The organism is Microbacterium halophytorum (assembly GCF_002970975.1).
Taxonomy (GTDB): domain Bacteria; phylum Actinomycetota; class Actinomycetes; order Actinomycetales; family Microbacteriaceae; genus Microbacterium; species Microbacterium halophytorum.
In genome coordinates this window covers 44,580-63,068 of record NZ_PNFA01000014.1, presented here as the reverse complement: position 1 = coordinate 63,068, position 18,489 = coordinate 44,580, and the positions used below count along the sequence as shown (strand labels likewise).

Genomic DNA, 18,489 nt, shown 5'->3' with positions numbered 1-18,489 from the left:
GAATCCGCCGGATGAGGCGCAACGACTGAGATAGCGATGGTGCGGTCAGGCGAGCCCAGCCGCGCGGCGGGCGGCCTTCTCGGCGCGCTTGCGCGCGCGCCGGGCCTTCCACCAGGCCCAGAAGCGGTCCAGCTGGCGCTTGAGCCAGTGCGCGAGCCGGCGCGCCCACGCGAACTCGGTCGCGAGGATCGCGAGGCCGCCGAACACGATGAGCCAGCCGGGCCCCGGCAGCGGCACGATGATCAGGCCGATCGCGATCACGAGCGCACCCAGCACCGCGATCAGCACGCGGTACGTGATCCGAACGGCGGGATGCCGCCGGTGCAGCCAGGCGCGGAACCGGTGCGAGCGCTGGTGAGCGGTGTGCTCCATCCGGGCGAGCTCAGCGCCGGAGGGAACACCCGAGTCACCGTCGCCGTGCGGTGCGTTCCGGTCGTCGTTCCCCATCGGTCCATCACAGCACGCTCGCGCGATGAGCGCGCTGGGGAAAGCCCGAGCGTTCGATCAGCATCCAACCACGACCCCAGGCCAGCGACGAGGACAACGCCGCAGACGACGCCACCACCGCAGGCGCTCAGGCGCGCCAGCTGCAAGGCGGACGAGGAGCGGGCCCCCAGGCCAGCGACGAGGACAACGCCGCAGACGACGCCACCACCGCAGGCGCTCAGGCGCGCCAGCTGCAAGGCGGACGAGGAGCGGGCCCCCAGGCCAGCGACGAGGACAACGCCGCAGATGGCGTGCCTGAGCGTCTGCGGTCAGGACTCCTGGTTCGACTCGACCCAGGCGAGGTACTCGTCCGACACGGTACCGGTGACGTAGCGGCCGTCGAAGGGGCTGAGGTCCATGTCGTCGAAGCGGGCGCGCTCCTCGTCGGACTCGCAGCCCTCGAGGATCGCGTCGCGGAGGTCCTCGACCTCCTGGTAGACGAGGTGGTCGCAGCCGAGCTCCTCGGCGATCTCGGGGATCGTGCGGCCGTGGGCGATCAGTTCGTGGCGCGACGGCATATTGATGCCGTACACGTGCGGGTAGCGCACGGGCGGCGCGGCCGAGGCGAACGTCACGCTCTTCGCGCCGGCGGCGCGTGCCATCTCGATGATCTGGCGGCTCGTCGTGCCTCGCACGATCGAGTCGTCGATCAGCAGCACGTTCTTGCCGCGGAACTCCGTCGACATCGCGTTGAGCTTCTGGCGCACGCTCTTCTTGCGCACGGCCTGTCCGGGCATGATGAAGGTGCGGCCGACGTAGCGGTTCTTGTAGAAGCCCTCGCGGTACTCGATGCCGAGGACGCGGGCGACCTCCATCGCGGCGGGTCGGGCCGAATCCGGGATGGGCATGACCACGTCGATCGCGCCCTCCGGCGTGTGCTTCGCGATGGTCTTCGCGAGCTTCTCGCCCATCCGGAGCCGCGACTCATACACGGAGATCCCGTTCATCACGGAGTCGGGCCGCGCGAGGTAGACGTACTCGAACGAGCACGGCCGCAGCCTCGGGTCGGCGGCGCACTGGCGGATGTGCAGCTCGCCCTCGGTCGTGATGTACACGGCCTCGCCGGGCGCGACGTCCCGCACGACCTCGTAATCGGCGTTCTCGAGCACGAGCGACTCGCTCGCGACGACCCAGTCGTCGCGGCCGTCTTCGCGCGTGCGACGGCCGAGGATGAGGGGCCGGATGCCGAAGGGGTCGCGGAACGCGAGCAGGCCGTAGCCGGCGATCAGCGCGATGGCGGCGTACGCGCCCTCGACCCGCTCGTGCACGCGGGTGACGGCGCTGAAGATGCGGTCGGGCTCGAGGTCGACGCTCGAGCGGGTCGACTGCAGCTCGTTCGCGAGCACGTTCACGAGCAGCTCGGTGTCGCTCGACGAGTTCAGGTGGCGGCGGTCGCGCTGGGCCATGTCTACGGTGAGCTCGCGCGTGTTGGTGAGGTTGCCGTTGTGGATCAGCGTGATGCCGTACGGGGCGTTGACGTAGAACGGCTGCGCCTCCTCCTCGCTCGACGCCGTGCCCTTCGTCGCGTAGCGCACGTGGCCGAGCCCCACGTTGCCGAGCAGAGACCGCATGTCGCGGGTGCGGAACGCCTCGCGCACCATGCCGCCCGCCTTGTGCGAGTGCATCACGCCGCTGGGCTCGGCCGTGGCGATGCCGGTGGCATCCTGCCCACGGTGCTGCAGAAGGAGGAGGGAGTCGTAGATCTCCTGGTTGACCGGACCGCTGCCGACCATTCCGACGATGCCGCACATGTGAGGGTTACTTCGCTCCGTCTCGGTATGAACCAACCAGGCGGACAGCGCCGCCGTCGACGCCCTTGGCGCCCTGCTCGAAATCGTCGCTCGGGGCGGCGCCGGACTGCACGGCGCCGACCTGCCAGGCCGCGATGCCGTCGCCCGCGAGGGACGCGACGGCCGCGTCGACGCTTCCCGCGTCGACGACGGCGAAGAAGCCCACGCCGAGGTTCCACGTGCCCTCGCTCGATTCGAGCGTGGTGCCCGCGACGTCGCTGAGCGCGCGGAAGACGGGGAGCGGGCTCCACGTCGACCGGTCGACCTCGGCCCACGTGCCCTGCGGCAGCACGCGCGCGAGGTTGGCGGCGATGCCGCCGCCCGTCACGTGACTGAGGGCATGCACGGAGCCGGGCACGTTCCGGATGAGGCTGAGCAGCTCGCGCGTGTACAGGCGCGTGGGCGTGAGGAGGGCCTCGCCCCAGGTCGCGCCCAGGTCGTCGGAGCGGTCGCCGTAGCCGAGCGAGGCGTTCTTCAGGATGTGGCGCACGAGCGAGTACCCGTTGGAGTGCACGCCGCTCGACTCGAGCGCGAGGATCGCATCGCCGGGCCGCACGAGGTGCGCGCCGAGCATGTCGTCGGCCTCGACGACGCCCGTCGCGGCGCCCGCGACGTCGTAGTCATCCGGACCGAGGAGGCCGGGGTGCTCAGCGGTCTCGCCGCCGACGAGGGCCGTTCCCGTTGCGCTGCAGGCCTCGGCGATGCCGCGCACGATGTCGGCGATGCGCTCGGGGTAGACCTTGCCCGTGGCGATGTAGTCGGTCATGAACAGCGGCTTCGCGCCGGTCACGACGATGTCGTCGACGACCATGCCGACGAGGTCCTGGCCGATCGTGTCGTGCTTGTCGATCGCCTGAGCGATCGCAACCTTGGTACCGACGCCGTCGGTGCTGCTGGCCAGCAGCGGGCGCTTGTAGCCGAGGAGGAAGCTGGCGTCGTACAGGCCGGCGAAGCCGCCGACGCCGCCGAGGACCTCGGGGCCCTGCGTCGCCTTCACGGAGGACTTCATGAGCTCGACGGCGAGGTCGCCCGCTGCCGTGTCGACCCCTGCCTGTGCGTACGTCGAACTGCTGGCGCCGGGGCGCTCGTTGGCGGACTGCGATTCCACCCGGACAGCTTAGCGGCACGCGCCGGGTGTTCACCTGGGCGCCGGGGGCAGGGCGCATCCCCGTGAGCCCTACGCCATCCCGCACCGGTCGACGAGTCCGCTCAAGACCCGACCCCGTCTCGCCCAATTGCGGCTTCTCGTGGGTCCGCCGGTCGCACACCCGCGAGAAGCCGCACCGGAGCGGGCTGTTTCGCGTGCGCGTCACCGCCGGGTACGCACACCACCCGCACCCGAATAGGCTGGCTCTATGGACACCGAGCCCGCGCAGTGGGAAGTCCGCGAGGACGCGAGCCGGGCCGTGCTCGCCGCGCTCTACCTGCGCACGGCCCTGGGCATCCGGGAGCCGGCAGCGCTGCCGCCGCTGCGCGGCGTTCCGGCCGCCGCGGCGCCTGCCGACGAGGAGCTCGAGGCGCAGTGGCAGCAGTTCTGGCAGATGACGGTCGAGCCCGAGGCGCACCCCGCCGACGTACCGCTCGACCTCGTCGACGGTTTCGGGACCCTCGTCGCGCTTCCCCGCACCGCCGAGGTGCTGCGGCGAGCGGCCGCACCGCTCGCGGTGGACGCCGTCGCATACGCGGAGGAGGCGCACCGCCGCGCTCAGCTGCCGGAGGGCGACGCCGCCGCCTGGCGGAACGCGGTGCGCGACGAGGAGCGCACGAGAGGCCGCGATTCGAGCGCGTTCCTGCTGAAGGTCGAGATCCTGCCCCTCGAACAACGAGGCGCGTGGTGGATCGGCGGCCTCACGATCGCCGTCACCGACGGCCTGCGCAGCGACGTCGCGGCGTTCGGCAGGACCATCCGGCCGTTCGTGGCCGACGTGTTCTGACGGCGCCGGACGACGACGCCGAACGCACCGAGGCGTCCGGCCGTTCGTGGTCGACGCACCGGATGGCGACGATCGTGCCCGCGCGGCGCGACCGGCGAATGCCGGATGCGCGGCGCGGAACGGGGCCGCTGCGGCCGGGTGCTGGTGCGCCGGCGCGGAGCCGTTGCTCCGTGCGGCTCAGGCCTCGTCCGGCTCTTCCGTGACCTCGCGGACGGCGCGGTGCTCGTGCACTTTGCGGCCGACGGTGCGGTCGAGGATGAGCGCGACGACCATCGCGACGGCGATGCCGGCGGGGACGCACCAGAGCACGATGAAGCCGAAGACCTGGCTCGTCGAGTACTCGATCTCGGTGTACTGGCTCGCCTCGGCCGTGCCGTCGAACACCGTCGACAGGATGACCGCGGCGAGCAGCCCCGCGGCCGCCCCGAGTGCGACGAAGACGCCGTACTTGGGCGCCCGCCGCGTGCGGACGACGGATTCGTCGTGCCGCTCGTCGGGGGTGGAGGAAGTCATGGCCTCCATTGAAACACCGCCACCCTGGGAGATGGTGGGACAGCGGCTGTCCGCCGGGTGTGCGCCCCTACGGGCGCAGCGGCAGCAGCGCGGCGATGTCGGCGCGGGTCCCGGATGCCCGGATCGCGCCGGATGCGACCGCCTCGCCCCAGTCGAGCTCACCGAGCGCGAGCGGGACCCAGGTGGTGGCGTCGGTCTCGATGACGTTGGGCGGGGTGCCGCGGGTGTGCTGCGGCCCCTGGATGACCTGCACGGCGCCGAACGGCGGAACGCGCACCTCGACGCTCTTGCCGGGCGCGCGCTCCTCGAGCAGCTGCAGCAGGTAGCGCACGGCCGTCGCCGTGTCGCTGCGACCGGCTCCCCCGGCCCGCACGGCGGCGAGCGCCGCGCGCCCGTCACCCATCAGGATCTTCCGCGCCATGCCCTCATTCTCGCGCACCGCCATCCGGCCGATGCCCCTGGCACGCTCCCACCCGTGGCGCCCCGGACACAGTGCAGTCAATCCGGCCCCATCCCGGGGCCACACCCTCGGGTTTCCGCACCGCGACCCGGCAGGCTGAGAGACCTGACTGCGTTGTGCACGCCGGGCAGCGCGCGGCGAACGATCGACGGCCGCCGATCGGCACCGTGACGGGGCGGCCGGATGCAGCCAGCACGACGCCCGCAGCCCACAGCACCCCGACACAACGCAGTCGATCCGAACCCGTTCGGGGACGAGTTCCTGGGATCTCCGCCACACTCTCCGGCAGGTCCGGAGATCTGACTGCGTTGTGCGCGGCTACCGGGTCGCGAAAGCCGGCAGGTCGAAGGCCTCGACGCGCGGGGGCTCGCTCGCATAGCGCTCGACGTCGACCCGGGCGGTCTGCGCCGTCGGGCCCTGCGCGAGCTTCGAGGTGCCGCGGTCGGCCGTGAGCACGTTCGGGTTGCCGTGGCGCTCGAGGCCCGTTTCGCCGTCGACGTCGAGCCACGCGCCGGTGGGCAGGGCGATGACGCCGGGCGAGACGTCGGAGGTCACGACGGCGCCCGCGAGGCACGCCCCCCGGTCGTTGAACAGCCGCACGACGTCGCCCGTGGCGATGCCGCGTGCGCCTGCGTCATCCGGGTGGATGCGGCACGCCTCGCGGCCGGCCACCTTGCCGCTGCGGCTGTAGTCGCCGACGTCCATCTGCGAGTGCAGGCGCGTCGTCGGCTGGTGCGAGACGAGGCGCAGCGGGTAGGCGGCCCCCACGGCGTCCTCGTGTTTGTCGAACCAAGCCGGATGCCCGAGGCAGTCGTCGTAGCCGAACGCGTCGATCGTGTCGGAGAAGATCTCGATCCTGCCGCTCGGCGTCGGCAGCGGCGTTCCTGCGACGAGCGCCGCCATCGGGCTGCGCGTGGGTGCGGCGGGCAGGCGCACGTAGCCCCGCTCCCAGAACGCGTCGAAGCCCGGCATCTCGATACCGCGCTCCGCCGCGCGGGCGCGCGAGAGCTCGTAGGCGCTGCGCAGCGTGGCACCGGCGTCGAAGGCCTCCTCGATGCCGAGGCGCGCCGCGACGCGGCGCAGGATCTCTTGGTCGTCGAGCGCTTCGCCCTGCGGCTCGATTGCGCGCTTCATCGCGATGATCCACGTGTCGTTCGATTTCGCCCCGATGTCGTCGCGCTCGAGCGATGTCGTCGCGGGCAGCACGATGTCGGCGCGCTTCGCGGTCGGGGTCCACCACGGGTCCTGCACGATGACCGTTTCGGGCTTCTGCCAGGCCCGCTCCATCCGGTGCAGGTCCTGGTGGTGGTGGAAGGGGTTGCCGCCCGCCCAGTAGACGAGGCGCAGGTCGGGGTAGGTGCGGCGCTCACCGTTGAAGTCGTACTCGGCGCCGGGGGTCTCGAGCGCGTCGACGAAGCGGGCGACGGGGATCTCGGTGCCGGCGAGCGGGTTGCGCAGCTTCGGCGCCTGCGGCACGGGGAACGGCTGCCGGTTCGAGCCGATGCCGTCTTCGGAGCCGAAGCCGATCGCGAAGCCCTCACCCGGCCGGCCGATGCCGCCGAGCATCGCGGCGACGGCGACCGTGAGCCAGTGCGGCTGCTCGCCGTGCTCTGCCCGCTGCAGCGACCACGTCGCCGTGATCAGCGACCGCGTCGACGCGAGGTCGCGCGCCAGGGCCCGGATGGTGTCGGCCGGGACTCCCGTGATGCACTCGGCCCACTCGGCCGTCTTCTCGACGCCGTCGGAGTCGCCCCGGAGGTAAGAGGCGAAGCGGTCGTAGCCGACCGTGTGCGCGTCGAGGAACGCCCTGTCGGCGAGCCCCTCGGCGTCGAGCGTGCGGGCGATGCCGAGCAGCAGCGCCGTGTCGGTGCCGGGGCGGATCGGCAGCCACTCCAGGTTGCCGTGGTCGACGGTCTCCCCGCCGATCGGGTTGACGCTGATGGCGCGCACACCGGCCCGAGCGACCTGCGCCAGGCCCGGCGCGCCGCGGTGCGAACCCATGCCGCCCGATTCGACCTGCATGCTGCGCGCCGGCACGCCCCCGAGCATGAGCCAGGTCTGCGTGTTCTCGGCGACCTCGGCCCAGGTGTGCGAATCGGCGACGTTCGCGTCGTAGCCGATCACGTGCGGCAGGATGAACGACGAGGCCGCGTGACTGTACGTGCCCGCGGAGTCGGTGAAGCCCCCGGTCGCGGCGAGGAAGCGCTTCAGGTGCGTCTGCGCGTGGTGGAAGCGGCCGGCGCTCGCCCATCCGTAGCTGCCGCCGTAGACCGCCGCGGGGCCGTATGCGTCGTGGACGCGTTCGATCTCCCGGGCGACCAGGTCGATCGCGGTGTCCCAGTCGACCTCGACGAACTCGTCATGCCCCCTCGGAGCTTCCCCGCGTGAGCGGCCCTCGAGCCAGCCGCGCCGCACGGCGGGGCGCTTCACCCGGTTCTCGGCGTGCACCGCGCCCGGCATGTTCTCCAGCAGCCCCGCCGGGTCGGCGTCGGCCTCGAACGGCATGGCCTCGACGAAGCGGCCGTTCTCGACCCGCGCCCGGAACGCGCCCCAGTGGGAGCTGTGGATCACGCCGTCTGCCATGCACCGATTTTCCCACAGCGGTCCGCCCGCGGGCATCCGGATGCACGTGGGCGGCCCACCCCGAACCGTACGCAGTCGACCGGCAGTCGCCCGAACCGCACTGCCGCGGGTTCCCGCGGCGAGGCGGCCCCCGCACCCGAGAGCTGACTGCGTTCTGCGCTGCGCTTCGGGGCATCGGGCTCGCCAAGTACCCTGGGAGGCGTGAAGATCCTGGTTCTCGGCTCCGGCGCACGCGAGCACGCCATCGTCCTTGCCCTCGTCAACGAGGGCGCCGGCCACGAGGTGTTCGCGGCACCCGGCAACGCAGGGCTCGGGCGCGACGCCCGGCTCGTCGACCTCGACATGTTCGACACCGACGCCATCGCCGGGTTCGTCGCGGAGAACGGCATCGCGCTCGTGGTCGTCGGCCCCGAGGCACCTCTCGTCGCCGGCGTCGCCGACCCGCTGCGCGAGCGCGGCATCGCCGTATTCGGCCCGGGGAAGGCCGCCGCGCAGCTGGAGGGCTCGAAGGCGTTCGCCAAGCGCATCATGGAGTCGGCCGGCGTTCCGACCGGCCGCGCCGCCTACGCCGCGACGCCGGATGAGGCCGCCGCCACCCTCGACGCCTTCGGCGCCCCGTACGTCGTCAAGGCCGACGGCCTCGCCGCAGGCAAGGGCGTCATCGTGACCGACGACCGCGCAGCGGCGCTCGCGCACGCCGAAGAGTTCCTGCCGGGCGGCCCCGTCCTGATCGAGGAGTTCCTCGCCGGCGAAGAGGTCTCGCTGTTCTTCCTGAGCGACGGCGACACCGTGCGCCCGCTCTCCCCCGCGCAGGACTTCAAGCGCGCGCTCGACGGCGACGAGGGCCCCAACACGGGCGGCATGGGCGCGTACTCGCCCCTTCCGTGGCTCACGACCCAGTTCGGCAGCCAGGAGGCCTTCGTCCGCGAGGTCACCGAACGGGTCGCGCTCCCGGTCATCCGGCAGCTCGACGCCGAGGGCACGCCCTTCGTCGGCCTGCTGTACGCCGGCCTGATCGTCACGACCGACGGCGTCAAGGTGATCGAGTTCAACGCGCGCTTCGGCGACCCCGAGACGCAGATCGTGCTGCCCCGGATGCAGACCCCGCTCTCGCAGCTGCTGTTCGCCGCGGCGACGGGCACGCTCGAGGATCAGCCGGCGCCGGCGTTCTCCGACGATGTCGCCGTCACGGTCGTCGTCGCGAGCGAGGGCTACCCCGCCGCGCCCGTGAAGGGCCGCGAGATCACGGGCCTCGACGAGGCCGAGAAGGTGCCGGGCGTGCACGTCACGCATGCGGCCACGGCCAAGGAGGACGGCGGCCTGATCGCGACGGGCGGCCGCGTGCTGAACGTCGTCGCGACCGCGCCGACGTTCGCAGAGGCCCGCGACCGCGCCTACGAGGCGATCGCGCTGATCGGCCTCGAGGGCTCCCACCACCGCACCGACATTGCCGCGAAGGTCGCCTGACGCGCGGCGCTCCCCGCAGCGATCGCCCGGCGGACCGTCAGCGGCGGCCGAGGCGGGCCGGCACGGCGAGGGCGACGGCTGCGACGCATGCCGCGAAGGCGACCGCCATGCCCACGACGAGCGGCCAGCGGCCGGCGTCCCACGCCCAGCCGAGCGCGAGCGCGCTCACGGACGACCCCGCGTAGTACGACAGCGTGTACCAGGCGGAGCCGACGACGGGCTTCCGCGAGACCGACGGGACGACGGCGCTCGCGACGGCGTGCGCCAGGAAGAAGCCGGCCGCGAGTGCGAGCAGCCCCACGACGATCGCAACGATGCTGTTCGGCAGCGTGAGCAGCTGGCCGGCCGCCATGAGCGCGGCGCCGAGCAGGATGGCGCGCCGTGCGCCGACGCGTTCGAGCACGGCTCCGGCGCGCATCGATGTGTACGTGCCCGAGACATATGCCAGGAAGAGCATCGAGGTCACCGCGACGCCGTACGAGAACGGCGGTTCGAGCATCCGGAAGGCCATGGCATTGAAGACGCCGATGAACGCGCACATGCCGAAGAAGCCGACGGCGAAGAGCGCGGTCGGGACGTACGCCGGTCCGGTGATGCGCACGGCTCCCGTGGTGGGGTGCGCCCCGGATGCCGCCGCGCGGCGGCGCGAGAGCGCCGCGACGAGGCCGACCCCCGCAACGGCGGCGACCAGCACCGCCCCGTCGACCGCGAGGATGCCGACGCGCCAGTCGAACCACTCGGTCATGAATCCGGCCAGCAGACGGCCGAGCATTCCGCCCGCCGTCGTGCCCGCGATGTACGCCGTCGCGACCCGCGCCCTGCGGCGACGGGGTACGGCCCCGCCCGTCCACACGACCGCCGACACGAGCACGCCGCTCATCACGAAGCCCAGCACGACGCGCGAAGCGACGAGGACCGACCACTCCTCGGCGAGCGCCGTGACGACCGTGATCGCCGCCCCGCCTGCCAGCGACACCGCGAGCAGCCGGCCGCGGCCGACGCGATCGGCGAACCAGGACGCGGGGAACACCCCGAGCGCGATGCCGAGCGTCGTCATCGACACGACGAGGTTCGCCTCGAACGCGCTGCGCCCGAAGTGCGCGGCGATCTCGGCGAGGAGCGGCTGCGGCGCGTAGATGGCCGCCATCACGGCGACGCCGATCAGCAGCGCCCCTGACTGCACGCCGCGCCAGCGCTCGTCGGGCGGCGCGGCGGGTGTCATCGCCCCATTGTCTCGCGCGACGGCGACCATGCGGCCCGTCATCACCGCCACCGGCGGCGCGGCGCGCGCCCCGCGCGCCTCTGTACGCGGGCCGCGCCCGGGGATACAGTTCCCGAAGCAACTCGATCTCATGTGCGGCGCACAGAGGGGTGGGCCGCACCGACGCGCAAGGAGCCCCCTATGTCCGCAGCACGCCGGGCCGGCGAACACGCTTCGCTCAACTCCCCGCTGCCCACCGCCGCCACTGAGATAGACCTGACCTCCCCCGGCGAACGGGCCGAGGGCTTCACGTCGCGCACCAATACGACGCGGTGGCTCGGCTTCATCGGAGGCTTCGTCCTCGCCGCCGCGCTGTGGCTCGCCATGCCGCAGGATGTTCCGCACGACGCGCGCCTGACCGCAGCGATCGCCGGCCTGATGGCCGTGTGGTGGATGACGGAGGCGATCCCGATCCCCGTGACGGCGCTCGTCCCGCTCGTCGCCTTCCCGATCCTCGCCGACGGCACGGAGGAAGCGCCCGTCACGGTCTCGTCCGTCGGCGCGAGCTACGGCGCAGACACGATCTTCCTGTTCATGGGCGGGTTCATGATCGCCCTGGCGATGCAGCGGTGGAACCTGCACCGGCGCATCGCGCTCCTGGTGCTGGCCGCCATGGGCGACCGGACGCAGGCGCTCATCGGCGGGTTCATGATCGCGACGGGCTTCCTGTCGATGTGGATCTCGAACACCGCCACCGCCGTGCTGATGCTGCCGATCGGGCTTTCGGTGCTCACCCTCGTCACGGAGGCGATGGAGCGCGACGGCGTGATCGAGAAGGGCGGCGGTCTCGCGGCCGTCGTGCAGACGAAGTTCGGCGCCGCGCTGATGCTCGCGATCGCGTACTCGGCGTCGATCGGTTCGCTCGGCACGCTGATCGGCACGCCGCCGAACGCCTTCCTCAACGGGTACCTCGAGCAGGAGTTCGGCATCGACCTCGGCTTCGGCCGCTGGATGCTCGTCGGTGTGCCGCTCGCGCTCGTGATGATGGTCGCCGCCTGGTTCCTGATCGCGAAGGTTCTGTTCAAGCCGGAGGTCGCGCGGATCCCCGGCGGCCGCGCCATGATTCGGGCGGAGCTCGCGAAGCTCGGCCCGACGTCGACCGGCGAGAAGCTCGTGCTGGTCATCTTCGCCCTCGCGGCGCTGAGCTGGATCCTGGTCCCGACCCTGTTCGACCCCGCACCGATCTCCGACGCCGGGATCGCGCTCGTCGCCGGCGTGCTGCTCTTCATCCTTCCCGCGGGCGCCGCCAGGGGCGTGCGCCTCCTCGACTGGGAGTCGGCGGTCAAGCTGCCGTGGGGCGTCCTGCTCCTGTTCGGCGGCGGCCTCGCCCTGGCAGGGCAGTTCTCGAGCTCGGGCCTGACGACGTGGATCGGCGAGGTGTCCGCTCAGCTCGGCACGCTCCCGGTCATCCTGATCGTCGTCATCCTGGCGACGGCGGTGATCTTCCTGACGGAGATCACGTCCAACACCGCGACCGCGGCGACCTTCGTGCCGCTCGTCGGAGGCGTCGCCGTCGGCATCGGCCAGGACCCGCTGCTGCTGACGATCCCGGTGGCGCTCGCCGCCACCTGCGCGTTCATGCTGCCGGTCGCGACCCCGCCGAACGCCGTCGTGTTCGGCAGCGGCTACGTCACGATCGGACAGATGATCAAGGGCGGCGTCTGGCTGAACGTCATCGGCATCGTGCTGGTCTCGACCGTCACGCTCACGCTCGCGGCGTGGGTGTTCGGCATCGCCTACTGAACCTGCCGTGCGGCGGCGCACCGGAGAGCGCCGCCGCACAAGCCCTACACCGTGACGTCGATGATGCCGCGCACGATCGCGGCCGCGCCGCCGAGGGCCGCCAGGAGCATCGCGAGACGCCGGGCCCGCGCCGCGGGCACGCGCCGGGCCAGGCGCGCCGCTACCAGCACGCCCAGCGCGACCGTGACGACGATGGCTAGGAACATCCATCCGAGCGACAGGCCGATGCCACCGTCGGTGTCAACGGACCCGAAGAGGAGCTTGCTGAGCACCGACACGGCGCCCATCGTCATGAACACGGGCTGCATCGTCGCGGCGAAGCCCGCCTGCTGCCAGCGCGACAGCCGCGAGTAGATGACCATGACGGGAGCCGCGACGCCGGATGTCGTGTTGAAGAAGCCCCCGATCGCACCCGCCAGCACGGCCGCGGAACCGCTCCGCCACTCCGGCAGGCGCCGCAGCGTCACGGTGACGAGCAGGGCCGCGAGCACGATGGCGCCGAGCAGGATCGACAGCCACCCCGCCGGGAGGCGCGAGACGACCCACGCGCCGGGGACGGCGCCGACGACGGCCGCAGGTGCGATCAGCAGGTAACGGCGCCAGTCGACGGCGGCCAGCACGCTCAGCATGATGATGAAGCCCGAGACGACCGTCGTCATGTTCGTGACCAGCACGCCGAGCGCGGGCCCGAACAGCAGCGACAGAACGGGCGCAACGACGAGCCCGACGCCCGTGCCCGAGAGCCGCTGCAGCATCGTGCCGACCAGCACGGCGGCAACGATGATCGCGAGATCCCATCCGGTCCCCATTCGACGCAGTCTAGGCCGACCGCGGGCGCCTCGCCTGGCGCCCGCTCGGCGGCGGGCGTACCCTCGCCGCATGGAGTTCACGGGCGTCGAAGACTGCGGAAATTCCCCCAAGAACCTGCGCCTCGCACAGTGGGAGCGAGCGCTCGCCCTCGGCGCATGGGGCGACGTCGCGGCGATGCTCTCCGACGACACGCGGCTCGAGATCGCCGTGCACGGCTCCCTCGACGCGGTCACCGGCGGCGACGTCTCCGACCGGCTCCGCGACATCCGGGGAGAGCTGGTGGGCGGCGCCGTCGAGGCCGCCCTGTCCCACGGCAGGGAGGGCGCGACCTGGGGCGTGTGGCGGCGACCGGATGGCGCGGTGCAGTTCGCGCACGCGTTCCGGTTCGCGACGGTGAAGGCCGACCGTTTCGCGCTCATCCGGTTCGTGCACGCCTGACCAGCGTCGGTCTCCCCGGCGAGCCTGGATAATGGGGGCATGAGCGATGCCCCGCAGATCCCCGGCTGGACGCACTTCTACTCGGGCAAGGTGCGCAACCTGTACCGACCGGCGGAGGGCACCGACGACCGGATGCTCGTGGTCGCGTCGGACCGCGTCAGCGCGTTCGACTTCGCGCTGGAGCCGCCGATCACGGGCAAGGGCGCGCTGCTCACGGAGCTGAGCATGTGGTGGTTCGACCAGCTCGCCGGTGCCGACGGCGGGCCAGCCGTGCCCAACCACCTCACGGGCGAGGAGCCGCCCGCCGAGGCCGCGGGGCGCGCCATGGTCGTGCGCAGGCTCGAGATGCTGCCGATCGAGGCGGTCGTGCGCGGGTACCTGACGGGTTCGGGCTGGCTCGAGTACTCCGAGCACGGCACCGTCTGCGGCATCGCGCTGCCGGCGGGGCTGAACGACGGCGACCGCCTGCCCGAGCCGATCTACACGCCGGCGTACAAGGCGCCCCTCGGCGAGCATGACGAGAACATCTCGTACGAGCGCACGGTCGAGCTCATCGGTGAGGAGCGGGCGCGCGAGCTGCGCGACCAGTCGCTCGCGATCTACCGCCGCGCGGCCTCGGCCGCCGAGGCGCGAGGGCTGATCCTCGCCGACACGAAGTTCGAGTTCGGCGTCGACGAGGGCGGGGTGATGCGCCTCGCCGACGAGGTGCTCACGAGCGACTCGTCGCGCTACTGGGACCTTCAGGCGTGGGAGAACGGCACGACGCCGAAGGAGCGGATGGCGAGCTTCGACAAACAGATCGTCCGCAACTGGCTCGCGGCGAACTGGGACAAGCAGGGCACCCCGCCCGTGCTGCCCGCCGAGATCGTCGAGCGCACGGTCGCGCGCTACCGCGAGCTGTTGGAGAAGATGACCGCGGCCTGAGCCCTGCCCGGCCGACCGGCCTCCCCGCCGCAGACGGGCGACGAGACGCCCGATGGGCACCTCTTCCGCTTGCCGCGGACCGCGGCGCCACGGCAGACTCAGGGTCATGACGAGCACCGGACGGGCCAACGGCGGCGACCCCAGACTCACGACCGTCCGGATGATCGCCGGCTCGTTCGCCGGCATGGTGGTGCTCCTCGGCGTCGTCGTCGCGCTCATCGTTCCGTCAGAGCAGTGGTTCACCGGCCCGGGCGCCATCGGCCTGGCGCTCCCGGCTGCGGGCGGCGCCCTCGGCCTCGTCCTGATGCTGACGATGGGGCACCACGTGCCCGCACTCCCGCCCACGACGCCGGCGGACCAGGCGGCGTCGACGGCATTCGCCGCCTTCCAGTCCACGCTCTTCGTCCGCCTCGCGGCGGCCGAGCTGCCCACGCTCGTCGGCATCGCCGCGGTCTTCATCGCCGACGAGCCGTCCGCGATCCCCTACCTCATCGGCGGTGCGATCTCCCTCGTCCTGCACGCCGTGTACGCGTTCCCGACCGCAGCGAGCGTGCGGCGCATCGAACGCCGCCTCGACCGCGAAGGCGGGCACTCACGCCTCGCCGACTCGCTCGGCCTCGGCTCCGGGCCCGGCAGCGGCTACACGGGCAGCGCGACGATCATCTGAGCGCGGGGAGGCGCCCGAGCGATCGACCGCTGCCTTCGCGAGACGCGCTTCGATATGCGGTGCGCCCCGCGTCACATCATCCGGAACCGGATGCGCGTGCCCGGCGGGGCCTGGGCGGCTCGTGACAGGTGGGCGCGGGCCACGACGCCGACCACCGGGTAGCCGCCCGTCAGCGGACGATCGGCCGCGAACAGGATCGGCTGCCCGTCGGGCGGTACCTGCAGCGCGCCCGTGACGGTGCCCTCGCTGGGCAGCTCGCCGCCGCCCGCGCGCTCGAGCGGGCGCTCACCCTCGAGCCGCAGCCCCGCGCGGTTCGACCGCGGCGAGACGAGCCAGTCCTGGTCGGCGAGCAGTTCGAGCGATTCCGGGGTGAACCAGTCGTCGCGGGGCCCGGGAACGACGTCGAGCCAGAGCGTCTCTCCCGGCGCCGGGAGAGGATCCGGGTGGCCCGCCCACGGCTCGACGGCACCCGCGATGCGCGATCCGATCGGCAGCACGGCGCCCGGCACGAACGGCGCGGGGCCCAGCCCGGCGAGCACGTCGCGCGATGCGCTGCCCAGCACGGGCTCGGCGTCGAAGCCACCGCGCGCGGCGACGTACGAGTACACGCCGCGCTCCGGCGCCCCGACGATGACCTCCTCCCCCGCGGCGAGCGCGAACGGCGCGTCGAACGGTGCCGGGCGCTCCTGCACGGCGGGCTGCGCCTCGCCGTCGGGCACGCTCCGGATGATCGTGAGCGGCACGGGCGCCCCCGTGACGGCGAGCGTCACATGGCCTCGTGCGCGCAGGCGCAGCCCGCCGAGCGCCGTCTCGATCGTCGGGCAGCCGGGGTCGCCGCCGACGAACGCGTTCGCCCGGCGCAGCGCCGTGCGATCCATTGCGCCCGACGGCGAGACGCCGAGCTCGGCCTTCCCGGGCCGCCCGAGGTCTTCGAGGAGGGCGTGCGGGCCCACGGCGAGGACTTCGAGCGCCGGCCTGAGTTCGCGAACGAGAGCGTCAGCTGCGGCGAGCTGATTCCGCGACGTGAGCGAGTGCGCTGATCTGCCTCCCGTTGCACCTGATGCCGAGGCGTCTTCGTATGCACCGATCGGGCGCCCCGCACCGCCTGCTTCCGGGGCGTTCGGCTCGGCATCGATGCGCGCGGCGGCGCGCACGGAGTCGGCCGCATGCCCGGAGCTCGTGCCGGGCCGCGCTGCTCCCTCCGCCGCAACGGGCACGAACCGCACCCGCATGCCCGGCCGGAGGAGCGCGGGCGGGTCTCGGTCGAGGCTCCACATCTGGTCGAGCGCGCGGCCGAGCAGGCGCCAGCCGCCGGGGCTGTCACTCGGGTACACGCCTGCGAACTCCCCGGCGATCGCCACCGAGCCCGCCGGGATGCGCGTGCGCGGGGTGCTCCGCCTCGGCACGTGCAGCGCAGGGTCGAGCCCGGACAGGTAGGCGAAGCCAGGCGCGAAGCCCGTGAAGGCGACCGCGTACTCGGCGGCCGCGTGGCGCTCGATGACCTGGGCGGGCGTCAGGCCCGTGAGGTCGGCGACCTCCGCGAGGTCTTCACCGTCGTAGACGACCCCGATCTCGACCGCTTCGTCCTCATCCGAGGCGCCTCGCTCCCCTTCGCGCGCCGCGACGTCGCGCCGCACGCTGTCCCGATCGGCCGTGCGGGCCAACTGCAGCAGCACGGTGCGGGCGCCGGGCACGGCGTCGACGACGCCCGGCACCGGCCGCGCCGCGAGCGAGCGCGCCAGCGCGATCGCCTCGTCGGCGTCGGCCAGGTCGACCAGGAGCGCATCGTCGCCGCATGGCAGGAACCTCACCGCGCACCCCAGCCCTTACCCCGCAAAGGGCCGCACCTCGATACCCGCGCCCTCGACCGTCGCGCGCACGGCGCGGGCCATCTCGACGGCGCCCGGGGTATCGCCGTGCACGCAGATCGAGTCGGCCTCGCACATCACGATGCGCCCGTCGACGGCGACGATCTCGCGCTCGGTGACGAGGCGGAGCATCCGGTCGGCGATCTCGCTCGGGTCGGTGAGCACGGCACCGGGTTCGCGGCGGCCGACGAGCGTGCCGTCCGGTGCATATGCGCGGTCGGCGAAGGCCTCGCCCGCGACGCGCAGGCCCGCGGCCTCCGCGCGCTGCACGAAGCGCGAGCGCGCGAGCCCGACGACCACGAGCTCGGGGTCGAAGTCGCCGATCGCGTCGATCACGGCGGGCGCGTGCTCGTCGTCGCTCGCCACGGTGTTGTACAGCGCGCCGTGGGGCTTCACGAACCGGATGCGCGTGCCCGCCGCCCGCGCGATGCCCGCCAGGGCGCCGAGCTGGTAGAGCACGTCGCCGTACACCTCGCGGCCCGTCGCTCCGAGGGCACGGCGCCCGAAACCGGCGAGGTCGCGGTACCCCGGCTGCGCGCCGACGACCACGCCGCGCTCCGCGGCGGCCCTCGTCGTGTCGAGGAGCGTCAGCGGGTCACCCGCGTGAAACCCGCACGCGACGTTGGCGCTCGTGACGATGTCGAGCATCGCTTCGTCGTCGCCGAGGCGCCAGCGCCCGAAGCTCTCGCCCATATCGGCGTTCAGGTCGATCGTGGCCATCCCCACACGCTACCGGCGCGACGCGCCGCGCGGCAGCTGCTCCTCTCTACGCTGTCCGGACCTGGCTACGCGTATGATGATCGGTCACGCACCAGTAAGCACGCGGTGAGGGATCCTTCCCTCACGGCCATCGGAGTTCCGACACCAGGACCAGCCGCTCTCGGGATCGTCCTCAATGACATCGACGCTCTCGCCCGCAACGGCCGGCAGCTCGGTCGTGTCGTATGCGACGCGCACGGTGCCGTTGGAGCCGTCGATATCTATGTGGCGCGCGGGCACCCACCCCGTCCCTAGGGATGCTGTCACGAACACGAAAGCGGGCCACTCGGTGTCCCGATCTCCGACCTGAACGACGTCGCCGGGCCTGATCGTCAACGGGGCGCGCCCTGGAATCTCATGTTCAGCAGTCAATACGTATCGCACAGCACCAATCCTCCCATCAGCGCCACCCCTCGCCGCCTATGGGAGAAACGCCGCAACCGGGCGTCAGGCCGCGAGCACGTCGGGGGAGAGGGTGCGCCGCAGCACCTGTTCGATCTTCGCGCTCAGCTGATCGTCGTCGCTCTCGCCGAGGGCCGCGAGCAGGATGTCCCTGGCAAGAGCGGACGTCGGCTTCCCCGCGCGCGCCGCGCGATCGGACAGCTGCTGCAACTGCTCCTGTGTCAGCCGCACCGAGAGCACCGCGGGGCTGCCCGCGCCCGCACGGCGCTGTGCGCGCACCGTGCGCGGCGGCTCGCCGCGGTTCTGCTCGGCGTCAGCCGACGCCTCCTCGAGCACCTTGTTGATGTCGGTCATCGTTCCTCGGGTCTGCTGTGGGAACAGGTG

General features: G+C 72.4%; 18 protein-coding genes. 6 read left to right on the top strand and 12 right to left on the bottom strand.

Annotated elements, in window-relative coordinates; genetic code table 11:
* Positions 1 to 45 precede the first annotated feature (45 nt).
* The 3 genes from C0010_RS12985 to purM all read right to left on the bottom strand — a co-directional run bounded on the left by C0010_RS12985 (position 46) and on the right by purM (position 3,384).
* The gene (locus tag C0010_RS12985) at positions 46 to 447 is read right to left on the bottom strand and encodes a TIGR02611 family protein (protein WP_232531955.1); all 402 of its coding nucleotides are present in this window, start codon (positions 445 to 447) and stop codon (positions 46 to 48) included.
* Positions 448 to 755: 308 nt separating this feature from the next.
* On the bottom strand, positions 756 to 2,237 hold the full coding sequence (gene purF, locus C0010_RS12980; RefSeq protein ID WP_105567516.1) for an amidophosphoribosyltransferase: 1,482 nt from the start codon (positions 2,235 to 2,237) through the stop codon (positions 756 to 758).
* Between the two features lie 7 nt (positions 2,238 to 2,244).
* Positions 2,245 to 3,384 (bottom strand): phosphoribosylformylglycinamidine cyclo-ligase, encoded by a 1,140-nt coding sequence (gene purM, locus C0010_RS12975; protein WP_105567515.1) that lies wholly within the window; start codon positions 3,382 to 3,384, stop codon positions 2,245 to 2,247.
* 247 nt (positions 3,385 to 3,631) lie between these two features.
* Here purM and C0010_RS12970 point away from each other — a divergent pair, with 247 nt between their 5' ends.
* The gene (locus tag C0010_RS12970) at positions 3,632 to 4,210 is read left to right on the top strand and encodes a zinc-binding alcohol dehydrogenase (protein WP_105567514.1); all 579 of its coding nucleotides are present in this window, start codon (positions 3,632 to 3,634) and stop codon (positions 4,208 to 4,210) included.
* 177 nt (positions 4,211 to 4,387) lie between these two features.
* On the opposite strand, the gene C0010_RS12965 is transcribed toward C0010_RS12970, so the two are convergent.
* The 3 genes from C0010_RS12965 to C0010_RS12955 all read right to left on the bottom strand — a co-directional run bounded on the left by C0010_RS12965 (position 4,388) and on the right by C0010_RS12955 (position 7,766).
* A complete protein-coding gene (locus tag C0010_RS12965; RefSeq protein WP_232531954.1) occupies positions 4,388 to 4,723 on the bottom strand; it encodes a potassium transporter Trk in 336 nt (111 codons plus the stop codon).
* Between the two features lie 67 nt (positions 4,724 to 4,790).
* The gene (locus tag C0010_RS12960; protein ID WP_105567548.1) at positions 4,791 to 5,144 is read right to left on the bottom strand and encodes a sterol carrier family protein; all 354 of its coding nucleotides are present in this window, start codon (positions 5,142 to 5,144) and stop codon (positions 4,791 to 4,793) included.
* A 357-nt stretch (positions 5,145 to 5,501) separates the two neighbouring features.
* Complete coding sequence (locus tag C0010_RS12955; protein WP_105567512.1) at positions 5,502 to 7,766, bottom strand: molybdopterin-dependent oxidoreductase; 2,265 nt, start codon at positions 7,764 to 7,766, stop codon at positions 5,502 to 5,504.
* A 201-nt stretch (positions 7,767 to 7,967) separates the two neighbouring features.
* Here C0010_RS12955 and purD point away from each other — a divergent pair, with 201 nt between their 5' ends.
* Positions 7,968 to 9,233 (top strand): phosphoribosylamine--glycine ligase, encoded by a 1,266-nt coding sequence (purD, locus tag C0010_RS12950; RefSeq protein WP_105567511.1) that lies wholly within the window; start codon positions 7,968 to 7,970, stop codon positions 9,231 to 9,233.
* 37 nt (positions 9,234 to 9,270) lie between these two features.
* Here the strand turns inward: purD and C0010_RS12945 are convergent, their stop codons facing one another.
* Complete coding sequence (locus C0010_RS12945) at positions 9,271 to 10,455, bottom strand: MFS transporter (protein ID WP_158685514.1); 1,185 nt, start codon at positions 10,453 to 10,455, stop codon at positions 9,271 to 9,273.
* 180 nt (positions 10,456 to 10,635) lie between these two features.
* Between C0010_RS12945 and C0010_RS12940 the strand changes: the two genes are divergently transcribed.
* A complete protein-coding gene (locus tag C0010_RS12940; protein WP_105567509.1) occupies positions 10,636 to 12,237 on the top strand; it encodes an SLC13 family permease in 1,602 nt (533 codons plus the stop codon).
* A 44-nt stretch (positions 12,238 to 12,281) separates the two neighbouring features.
* Here the strand turns inward: C0010_RS12940 and C0010_RS12935 are convergent, their stop codons facing one another.
* The gene (locus tag C0010_RS12935) at positions 12,282 to 13,046 is read right to left on the bottom strand and encodes a sulfite exporter TauE/SafE family protein (protein WP_105567508.1); all 765 of its coding nucleotides are present in this window, start codon (positions 13,044 to 13,046) and stop codon (positions 12,282 to 12,284) included.
* 70 nt (positions 13,047 to 13,116) lie between these two features.
* On the opposite strand from C0010_RS12935, the gene C0010_RS12930 reads away from it, so the two are divergent.
* From C0010_RS12930 to C0010_RS12920, 3 genes are all read left to right on the top strand, one after another.
* On the top strand, positions 13,117 to 13,485 hold the full coding sequence (locus C0010_RS12930) for a hypothetical protein (RefSeq protein WP_105567507.1): 369 nt from the start codon (positions 13,117 to 13,119) through the stop codon (positions 13,483 to 13,485).
* 39 nt (positions 13,486 to 13,524) lie between these two features.
* Positions 13,525 to 14,409, top strand: a complete 885-nt coding sequence (locus tag C0010_RS12925) for a phosphoribosylaminoimidazolesuccinocarboxamide synthase (protein ID WP_105567506.1) — start codon at positions 13,525 to 13,527, stop codon at positions 14,407 to 14,409.
* Between the two features lie 106 nt (positions 14,410 to 14,515).
* A complete protein-coding gene (locus C0010_RS12920) occupies positions 14,516 to 15,076 on the top strand; it encodes a hypothetical protein (RefSeq protein WP_105567505.1) in 561 nt (186 codons plus the stop codon).
* A 71-nt stretch (positions 15,077 to 15,147) separates the two neighbouring features.
* On the opposite strand, the gene C0010_RS12915 is transcribed toward C0010_RS12920, so the two are convergent.
* The 4 genes from C0010_RS12915 to C0010_RS12900 all read right to left on the bottom strand — a co-directional run bounded on the left by C0010_RS12915 (position 15,148) and on the right by C0010_RS12900 (position 18,459).
* Positions 15,148 to 16,887 carry a 5-oxoprolinase subunit B/C family protein gene (locus C0010_RS12915; protein ID WP_105567504.1) on the bottom strand — a complete coding sequence of 580 codons (1,740 nt, stop codon included), beginning with the start codon at positions 16,885 to 16,887 and terminating at the stop codon, positions 15,148 to 15,150.
* A 15-nt stretch (positions 16,888 to 16,902) separates the two neighbouring features.
* Entirely contained in the window at positions 16,903 to 17,664 is a 762-nt protein-coding gene (locus C0010_RS12910) for a LamB/YcsF family protein (protein WP_105567547.1), read from the bottom strand.
* Between the two features lie 84 nt (positions 17,665 to 17,748).
* A complete protein-coding gene (locus C0010_RS15400) occupies positions 17,749 to 17,901 on the bottom strand; it encodes an SH3 domain-containing protein (RefSeq protein ID WP_324999047.1) in 153 nt (50 codons plus the stop codon).
* 249 nt (positions 17,902 to 18,150) lie between these two features.
* Positions 18,151 to 18,459, bottom strand: a complete 309-nt coding sequence (locus C0010_RS12900) for a hypothetical protein (RefSeq protein WP_105567502.1) — start codon at positions 18,457 to 18,459, stop codon at positions 18,151 to 18,153.
* Positions 18,460 to 18,489: the final 30 nt, after the last annotated feature.